The sequence below is a fragment of the Streptomyces sp. NPDC052020 genome (genome assembly GCF_040680575.1).
Lineage (GTDB): Bacteria > Actinomycetota > Actinomycetes > Streptomycetales > Streptomycetaceae > Streptomyces.
In genome coordinates this window covers 1-9,574 of record NZ_JBFAWY010000074.1, presented here as the reverse complement: position 1 = coordinate 9,574, position 9,574 = coordinate 1, and the positions used below count along the sequence as shown (strand labels likewise).

General features: G+C 76.4%; 3 protein-coding genes. All 3 read left to right on the top strand.

Translation table 11 applies throughout. The features are described 5' to 3' along the window. A partial coding sequence (locus AB0L74_RS34520) for an SDR family NAD(P)-dependent oxidoreductase (RefSeq protein WP_365661480.1) occupies positions 1-2,285 on the top strand: 2,285 nt, incomplete at its 5' end. A gap of 176 nt (positions 2,286-2,461) precedes the next feature. Continuing rightward, on the top strand, positions 2,462-7,444 hold the full coding sequence (locus AB0L74_RS34515) for a type I polyketide synthase (protein ID WP_365661478.1): 4,983 nt from the start codon (positions 2,462-2,464) through the stop codon (positions 7,442-7,444). An 88-nt stretch (positions 7,445-7,532) separates the two neighbouring features. After that, positions 7,533-9,574, top strand: a 2,042-nt coding sequence (locus AB0L74_RS34510; RefSeq protein ID WP_365661475.1) for a type I polyketide synthase, incomplete at its 3' end; no start/stop codon positions are given.

The window sequence follows — 9,574 nt, the reverse complement described above, 5'->3', positions numbered from 1 at the left end:
ACGTCTACGCCGAAGTCACCCTCCCCGACGACGCCCACCCCGACACCGACGCCTTCGGCATCCACCCCGCCCTCCTCGACGCCGCCCTCCACGCCAACCTCTTCGCCGAGGGCGGCAGCCAGGAGGAGGCCGCGGGACCGCGGCTGCCGTTCGCCTGGAGCGGTGTGACGGTGCACGCGGCGGGTGCCACCGCGCTGCGGGTACGGGTGACCTCCCACGGCCTCGACGAGGCGTCGGTGCTCGCCGCGGACGCGACCGGCGCCCCGGTGATATCGATCCGCTCGCTGGCCGCGCGGGCCGTCGGCGCCGAGCAGCTGACGGCGGGCGGCGCCGGGGACGGGGCCGACGCGCTCCTGCGGCCCACCTGGAGCGAACGGGCCGAGTGGCCAGCGGCCGAGGAGTCGGCCGGCGACTGGGCGGTGATCGGCACGGCAGCCGACGCGGGGATCGCCGCGGCCTTCGGCGACAACGTCCCGGTCTACGCCGATCTGGCGGCGCTCGGCGCCGGCGCGGGCCCCGCACCGGAGCACGTGGTCCTCGTCTGCTCCGCCAGCTCGGCGGGCGACGGGACGGACGGGCTGCTCGACCGGATGCGCGCCGCGACCACCCGGGTGCTGGAGACCGTGCAGGGCTGGCTCGCGGACCCAAGGTTCGCCGACTCCCGCCTCACCGTCCTCACCAGCGGGGTCACCGGGCCGGAGCCGGTGCGCGGCGCCGTCGTGGACCTGGCCGGCGCCCCGCTCGCGGGCCTGGTGCGCTCGGCGCAGGGCGAGCGGCTCGAGGCCCGCATCCTGCTCCTCGACTGGGACGGCACCGCCTCGTCCCAGGAGCGGCTGCGCGCGGCCGCCACCGCCGCCGGCGCCGAACTCGCCCTGCGCGACGGCGTCCTGTGGGAGCCCCGGCTGGTCAGGGAGCAGCAGGCCCCGGCCGGCTCGCTGCACGCGGCGCGCCTGGACCCGCGGGGCACCGTGCTCATCACGGGCGGCACGGGCGGCCTCGGCGCCGCGGTCGCCCGGCACCTGGCCGACCGCCACGGCGTCCGCCACCTGCTGCTGGTCAGCCGCCGCGGCGAGGACGCGCCCGGCGCGGCGGAACTCCGCTCCGAACTGGCCGCCTCGGGCGCCCAGGCGCGCCTCGCGGCCTGCGACGTGGCGGACCGTGCCGCGGTGGAGAAGCTGCTCGGCGAGATCCCGGCCGACCATCCGCTCACCGCCGTCGTCCACACGGCCGGCGTCGCCGACAACGGCCTGATCGGAACGCAGACCGCGCGGAGTCTGGACACGGTCCTGCGGCCCAAGGCCGACGCCGCCTGGCACCTGCACGAACTGACGCGGCACCACCGACTGGCGGCCTTCGTGCTGTTCTCCTCGGCGGCGGGTCACTTCCTCGGCGCGGGGCAGGCCAACTACAGCGCCGCCAACGTCTTCCTCGACGCCCTCGCCCGCCACCGCAGGGCCGAGGGACTGCCGGGCCTCTCGCTCGCCTGGGGCCTGTGGTCCGAAGCCTCGGGCATGGCGGGTGAGCTGGGCGAGGCCGACCTGCGGCGGATGCGGCGCATGGGCCTGCGGCCGCTCGCCACCGGCTCCGCGCTCGGCCTGCTGGACGCGTCGCTGGCGGTGGACGCCCCGGTGCTGGTGCCGGTCGGAGTGGACATGACGGTGATCGGCTCGCCGGGCGGCCCGGTGCCCCCGCTGCTGCGGACGCTGGTGCGCACCCCGGTGCGGCGGGCCGCCTCGGCCCCGGTCCAGGCGCCCGCGGCCGCCGCGGAGGCGCTGTCCATGATGGAGGCCGCCGACCGCAACCTGCACCTCCTCGACCTCGTACGGGAGAACGCGGCGGCGGTGCTCGGCCACTACAGCGGTGAACTCATCGAACCGGGCAGGCCGTTCAAGGACGTCGGCTTCGACTCGCTGGCCGCCGTCGACCTGCGCAACCTGCTCAACGCGGCCACCGGTCTGCGGCTGCCCGCGACCCTGGTCTTCGACTTCCCGACCCCGGCCGCGCTGGCCGCGCACCTGGCGACCGAGCTGGCGCCCGCGCTGTCCCAGGGGCAGCCGCTGTTCGCCGAGATCGACCGTCTGGAGTCGGCGCTGCTCGCCTCGCCACCGGGCGACGGCGGCCACGAGCCGGACTACGCGGAGGTCACGGCCCGCCTGGAGACGCTGCTGCGCAAGTGGCGGGACCGGCACGGCCCGGCGCTGGGCGCCGGGGTCCGCCCCGACTTCGAGTCGGCCACCGACGACGAGCTGTTCGCCGCGCTGGACGGCGAGGTCGGACTGCCCTAGCGGAAGACGGGCCGTGAGGGGTGAGCCGGGCCCGGCCCGGGCGCACGGCCCCTCCCGGCCCACGACACCGCGGCGCCCGCCCCCGGCCTCCCCTGCCCCCGCACTCCTGTCCCCTCCGGACCTCCCGCCCGCAGCCCTCTCCGGCTCCGACCTGACCCCAGATTGGTTCAGACACGATGGCGAACGACCAGAAACTGCGTGAGTACCTGCGGCGCGCGACGGCGGACCTGCACGAGACCCGCCGCCGGCTGCGCGAGGTGGAGGACGGCCGGCACGAGCCGATCGCCATCGTCGCGATGGGCTGCCGCTACCCGGGCGGAGTGACCTCCCCCGAGGACCTGTGGCGCGTCGTCGACGAGGGCATCGACGTGGTCGGGCAGTTCCCCGCCGACCGCGGCTGGGACATGGACACCCTCTACGACCCGGTGCCCGGACGCGCGGACCGCAGCTACGTCCGCGAGGGCGGCTTCCTGTACGACGCGGCCGACTTCGACCCGGCGTTCTTCGGCCTGAGCCCCCGGGAGGCCCCGGAGACCGACCCCCAGCAGCGGCTGCTCCTGGAGACCACCTGGGAGACCTTCGAGCGGGCGGGCATCGACCCGGCCTCCCTCAGGGGCAGCAGGACCGGCGTGTTCGCCGGGCTGATGTACCACGACTACGCCGGCGGCAGCACCGCGGGCAGCCTGGTGTCGGGGCGGGTCGCCTACACCTTCGGCTTCGAGGGCCCGGCGGTGACGGTGGACACGGCGTGCTCGTCGTCGCTGGTGGCGCTGCACCTGGCGGCCCAGGCGCTGCGCGACGGCGAGTGCTCGCTCGCCCTCGCCGGCGGGGTGACCGTCATGGCGGGCCCGGGCATGTTCGTGGAGTTCAGCAAGCAGCGCGGGCTCGCCCCCGACGGCCGCTGCAAGTCCTTCGCCGGTGCCGCGGACGGCGCGGGCTGGGCCGAGGGCGTGGGCGTCCTGCTGGTGGAGCGGCTCTCCGACGCCCGGCGCAACGGGCACCCCGTCCTCGCGGTGGTCCGCGGCTCGGCCGTCAACCAGGACGGCGCCAGCAACGGCCTCACCGCCCCCAACGGCCCCGCCCAGCAGCGCGTGATCCGCCAGGCCCTGCACAACGCCCAGCTCGCCACGAAGGACGTCGACGTGGTGGAGGCGCACGGCACCGGCACCGTGCTCGGCGACCCCATCGAGGCGCAGGCCCTCATCGCCACCTACGGCCAGGACCGGCCCGCGGACCGCCCCCTGTGGCTCGGTTCCGTCAAGTCGAACATGGGGCACGCGCAGGCCGCCGCCGGCGTCGGCGGCGTCATCAAGATGGTCGAGGCCATCAGGCACCGCAGGCTCCCGCGCACCCTGCACGTGGACGAGCCGACGCCGCAGGTCGACTGGAGCGCGGGCCACGTCCGGCTGCTGACCGAGCCGGTCGCCTGGGACGGCGAGGCACCGCGCCGGGCGGGCGTCTCCTCCTTCGGCCTGAGCGGCACGAACGCGCACGTCATCATCGAGGAGGCGCCCGCCGAGACGCCGCCGGAGCCGGCCGGGGCACCCGCCCCGTCCGCCGCCTCGGGCCCGCTGCCCTACCTGCTCTCGGCGCGCGACGAGCGCGCGCTGCGCGCCACCGCGGCCCGGCTGCGCACCCGGCTCACCGTGAGCGCGGACGACACGGCGGCCGATGTCGCCTTCTCCCTGGCCACCACCCGGGCCGCCTTCGACCGGCGGGCCGTCGTCGTCGCGGACGACCGCGACAGCCTGCTGCGCCGCCTCGACGCGCTGGCCGCGGGCGAGGAGAGCACCGGCGTCGTGCGCGGCACCCCCCAGGGCCCCGGCAACCGCACCGCCTTCATGTTCGCCGGCCAGGGCGCCCAGCGCCTCGGCATGGGACGGGACCTGTACGCGTCCCAGCCCGCGTTCGCGGCCGCCTTCGACGCCGTCGCCGCCGAGCTCGACCCCCGACTCGACACGCCCGTCCGCGACGTGATGTGGGCGGCCGAGTCGGAGCGGAACGCGGCCGAGCTGAACCGCACCGGTCACGCCCAGGCCGCCCTGTTCGCCGTCGAGGTCGCCCTCTACGGCCTGCTGGAGAGCTGGGGCGTCCGCCCGGACCTGCTGATCGGCCACTCCATCGGGGAGATCGCCGCGGCCCATGCCGCCGGGGTGTTCACCCTGCCCGACGCCTGCGCCCTGGTGGCCGCCCGCGGCCGGCTCATGCAGGAACTGCCCCCCGGCGGTGCCATGGTGGCCGTCGAGGCGACCGAGGAGGAAGTGCTCCCGCTGCTGGGCGACGGACTCGGCGTGGCCGCCGTCAACGGCCCCTCGGCCGTGGTCCTCTCCGGCACCGAGGACGCCGTTCTCGCCGCCGCCGAGCAACTGCGCGAACGGGGCCGCAAGACCACCCCGCTGCGCGTCAGCCACGCCTTCCACTCGCCGCGCATGGAACCGATGCTCGGGGACTTCCGCAAGGTCGTCGAGGCAATCCCGATGACCGCGCCCCGCCTGCCGGTCGTCTCCAACCTCACCGGAAAGCTCGCCACCGGGGACGACCTGACCACCGCCGAGTACTGGGTGCGGCACGTGCGCGAGACGGTCCGCTTCGCCGACGGCGTCGCCACCCTCCTCGAACACGGCACCGGCACCTTCGTCGAACTCGGCCCCGGCGCCACCCTCACCGCCCTCGCCCGGCAGTGCGTCACCCCCGACGCCGACCGGCCGGACACCGCCTTCGTCCCCCTGTTGCGCGCCGACCGCCCCGAGCCGGCCGCCCTGTTCACCGCGCTCGCCGAACTCCACGTGGGCGGCACGCCGATCACCTGGCCGGCCGTGGCCGGACACTGGGGCGGGCGGCGGGTGGACCTGCCCACCTACCCCTTCCAGCGGCAGCGCTACTGGTGGGACGAGGACGCCGCCACCCCCGGCGCCGGGGACGGCTCCGCGCCGGGCGGCGCGGCCGACAGCGCCTTCTGGCACGCCGTGGAGCACACCGACGGCGGCACCCTCGGCGACGCGTTGCGGGCGGGCGACGCCGAGCGCGACGCGCTGAACGCCGTACTGCCCCTGCTCGCGTCCTGGCGTTCCCGCCGCGTGCGGGAGGCCACCGCCGACGCCTGGAGCTACCGCGTCGACTGGCAGGCCCTCGGCGAGCCCGCCGCCGACACCGCCGACACCGCCGGGACCTGGCTCGTCGTCACCCCCGACGAGCCCGCCGCCGACCGCTGGGCCACCGCGCTCGGCGAGGCCCTGGCCGCCCGCGGCGCGACGGCCCGCCGCGTCACCGTCGACACCGGCGAACTGGCCCGCCTCGGCGGCACCGGGGAACCGGCCGCCACCGACGACGCCCGCCGCGCGCTCGGGGACCGGCTGCGCGCCGCGCACGACGACGGCGAGCCGGTGCGCGCCGTGGTCTCACTGCTCGCCCTCACCACCGGCGCGCACGGCCTCACCGCCACCGTCTCCCTCGCCCAGACGCTGGGCGACAGCGCCGCCGACACCCCCCTGTGGTGCCTGACCAGCGGAGCCGTCGCCGTCAGCGGCGCCGAGGAACTGCCCCACCCGGAGCAGGCCCAGGTGTGGGGGCTCGGCCGGGTCATCGCCCTGGAACACCCCCAGCGCTGGGGCGGCCTGGTGGACCTGCCGCCGGCCCCCGACGAGCGCACCGCGGCCCGCCTGGTCTCCACCCTCGCGGCCGGGCAGACGGACACCGAGCCCGAGGACCAGGTCGCGATCCGCGCCTCCGGCACCTTCGGGCGCCGCCTCGCCCACATCCCCGCCGACACCAGCATCGCGGGCGCCGGCACGGGCTGGACCCCGCACGGCACCGTCCTGGTCACCGGCGGCACCGGCGCCCTCGGCGCCCACGTCGCCCGCTGGCTGGCCCGGCGCGGCGCCGACCACCTCGTCCTCACCAGCCGCCGCGGCCCCGAGGCGCCCGGAGCCGGGGAACTGTCCGCCGAACTGACCGCGCTCGGCACCCGCGTCACCATCGCCGCCTGCGACGCCGCCGACCGCTCCCAGCTCGCGGCACTCCTCGGCACCCTGCCCGCCGAACACCCGCTCACCGCCGTCATCCACACGGCGGGCGTCCTGGACGACGGCGTGCTGGAGTCCATCACCCCCGAGCGGCTCGACGGCGTGCGCCGCCCGAAGGCGGAGGCGGCACGCCACCTGCACGACCTCACCAAGGACAGGGACCTGACCGCGTTCGTCACCTTCTCCTCCGTCGCCGGACTGCTCGGCAGCGCCGGACAGGGCAGCTACGCCGCCGCCAACGCCTACCTCGACGCCCTCGCCCACCACCGCCGGGCCCTCGGCCTCGCCGCCACCTCGGTGGCCTGGGGCCCCTGGGACGGCGGTGGCATGGCGGGCGAGGAGGCGTCCCAGGACCGCTCCTGGTGGCGCGGCCTCGCCCCGATGGACGCCGGCCTGTGCCTCACCGCGCTCCAGCGCGCCCTCGACGGGCCGGCCCCCTGCGTCGGCGTGCTCGACGCCGACTGGCCGCAGCTCGCGGCGGGCTTCACCGCGAGCCGGCCGAGCGCGCTCCTCGCCGGCCTCCCCGAGGTCCGCGCCGCCGCCACCGCGGCCGGCCCCGGCACCGCCGCCGGGACCGCGGAGGCCGCCTCCGGCCTGGTGGACAGGCTGGCGGCGCTGCCCGAGAGCGAACAGCGCCGCGAAGTGCTCGACCTGGTGCGCGGACAGGTCGCGCTCGTCCTCGCCTACGACAGCCCCGGCGCGGTGCAGTCGAGCCGCGCCTTCAGCGAACTCGGCTTCGACTCGCTCACCGCCGTCGAGTTCCGCAACCGCCTGAGCACCGTGACCGGGCTGAAGCTCCCGGCCACCCTGCTCTTCGACTACGCGAGCCCGGAGGTCCTGGCCGCACACCTGCACGGCGAGCTGTGCCCGAGCGGGGCCGGCCCCGCCGTGCCCGTGCTCGCGGAGCTGGAGCGCATCGAGTTGGTGGCCGCCGCCCTCTCCGCCGAGGAGATCGAGCGCAGCCGCATCAGCCACCGGCTCCAGGAACTGGTCGACGGCCTCAACGCCCGCGCCGGCGAGGCCGCGGGTCCGGGCCGCACCGCGGGGGCGGACCCGACCACGGTCGCCGACCGCCTCGACACCGCGTCGGCCGAGGACGTCTTCGACTTCCTCGACAAGGAGCTCGGGCTCTCCTGACCCGCTGCCCAGCCCCCAGCCCCACCCCCATTCTTCCCGAACCTCCCCGCGCCGCCGCGCCCGGGAGATGACACATGGCGAGGCCCCGATGGCGAACGTGAACGAAGCGAAGCTCCTCGACTACCTCAAGCGGACGACCGCGGACCTGCATGCCACCAAGCAGCGACTGCGGGAGGTGGAGAACGCCGGGCAGGAGCCCATCGCCATCGTCGCGATGAGCTGCCGTCTCCCCGGCGGCGTACGGACACCCGAGGAGCTGTGGCGGCTGCTCGCCGCGGGCGGGGACGCCATCGGGGACTTCCCCGAGGACCGGGGCTGGGAGACCGGGATCGCCGCGGCCGGGGACTTGGGCGACGGCACGGACTACGCCCGCAAGGGCGGCTTCCTCTACGACGCCGGGCAGTTCGACCCCGCCTTCTTCGGCATCTCGCCCCGCGAGGCGCTGGCCATGGACCCCCAGCAGCGCTTGCTGCTGGAGACCGCCTGGGAGGCGTTCGAGCGCGGCGGCATCGCGCCGGACTCGCTGCGCGGCGGCCGCGTCGGCGTCTTCGCCGGTACCAACGGCCAGACCTACTTCGAGCTGAAGCTGCCCGAGGAGGCCGAGGCATACCTGTCCACCGGCAGCAACGCCGCCGTGCTCTCCGGCCGCATCTCCTACGTCCTGGGCCTCGAAGGCCCCTCGGTCACGGTCGACACCGCCTGCTCCTCGTCGCTGGTGGCGCTGCACCTCGCCATGCAGGCCCTGCGCAAGGGCGAGTGCACCCTCGCGCTCGCGGGCGGCGCCACCGTGATGGCCACCCCGGACCCCTACGTCGCCTTCAGCAAGCAGCGCGGGCTCGCCGCCGACGGCCGCTGCAAGGCGTTCTCCGAGGCCGCGGACGGCACCGGCTGGTCCGAGGGTGTCGGCATGCTCCTGGTGGAGCGGCTCTCCGACGCCCGGCGCAACGGGCACCCCGTCCTCGCGGTGGTCCGCGGCTCCGCCGTCAACCAGGACGGCGCCAGCAACGGCCTCACCGCGCCCAACGGCCCCTCCCAGCAGCGCGTCATCTGGGACGCCCTGGCCAGCGCACAGCTCTCCGCCGACCAGGTGGACGTGGTCGAGGCGCACGGCACCGGCACCGTCCTCGGTGACCCGATCGAGGCCCAGGCCCTGCTGGCCACCTACGGCCGCGACCGCGCGGCCGACCGGCCGCTGTGGCTCGGCTCGGTCAAGTCGAACCTGGGCCACACCCAGGCCGCCGCCGGTGTCGCCGGCGTCATCAAGATGGTCATGGCCATGCGCCACGGCGTCCTGCCCAGGACCCTGCACGCGGACCAGCCCTCGACCAAGGTGGACTGGACCGCGGGACACGTCCGGCTGCTGACCGAGGAAGTCCCCTGGGACGCCGGCCGGACGCGCCGCGCGGGTGTCTCCTCCTTCGGCATCAGCGGCACCAACGCCCACGTCATCATCGAGCAGGCACCCGAGGAGGAGCCCGCCCAGGACACCGCCGAGCGCCCCGAGCCCGCGGGCCCGACGCTCTACCCGGTGTCCGCCGCGAGCCCGGCGGCCCTGCGCGCCCAGGCCGAGCACCTGCTGGAACTGCTGGACGGGGAGGACGCTCCCCACCTCGGTGACGTGGCCGTGGCGCTGGCGACCACGCGGGCCCAGCTGGAGCGCCGCGCGGTGGTCGTGGGCACGGCCCGCGAGGAACTGCTCGCGGGGCTGCGGTCGGTGGCCTCGGGCGACAGCGCCCCGGGCGTGGTCGAAGGCACGGTGGCGGGCGGCCGGCTGGCGTTCCTGTTCACGGGCCAGGGGGCCCAGCGTCTCGGCATGGGCGCCGGACTCGCCGAGGCGTTCCCGGTGTTCGCGCAGGCCCTGGACGAGGTGTGCGCCCACCTCGACCCGCTGCTGCCGCGCCCGCTGAAGGACGTACTGTTCGCGGCGGAGGGCACGGCGGAGGCGGCGCTGCTGGACCGTACCGAGTACGCCCAGCCCGCCCTGTTCGCCGTCGAGGTGGCGCTGTTCCGGCTGGTGGAGTCCTGGGGCGTGCGTCCGGACGTGCTGGCCGGGCACTCCATCGGCGAGATCGGCGCCGCCTGCGCGGCCGGGGTGTTCTCCCTCGCCGACGCGGCGGCCCTGGTGGCGGC

Bases quoted from the DNA above. Each gene is read 5' to 3' on its own strand.
- AB0L74_RS34515 (WP_365661478.1), top strand. From the start codon at position 2,462: ATGGCGAACGACCAGAAACTGCGTGAGTACCTGCGGCGCGCGACGGCG.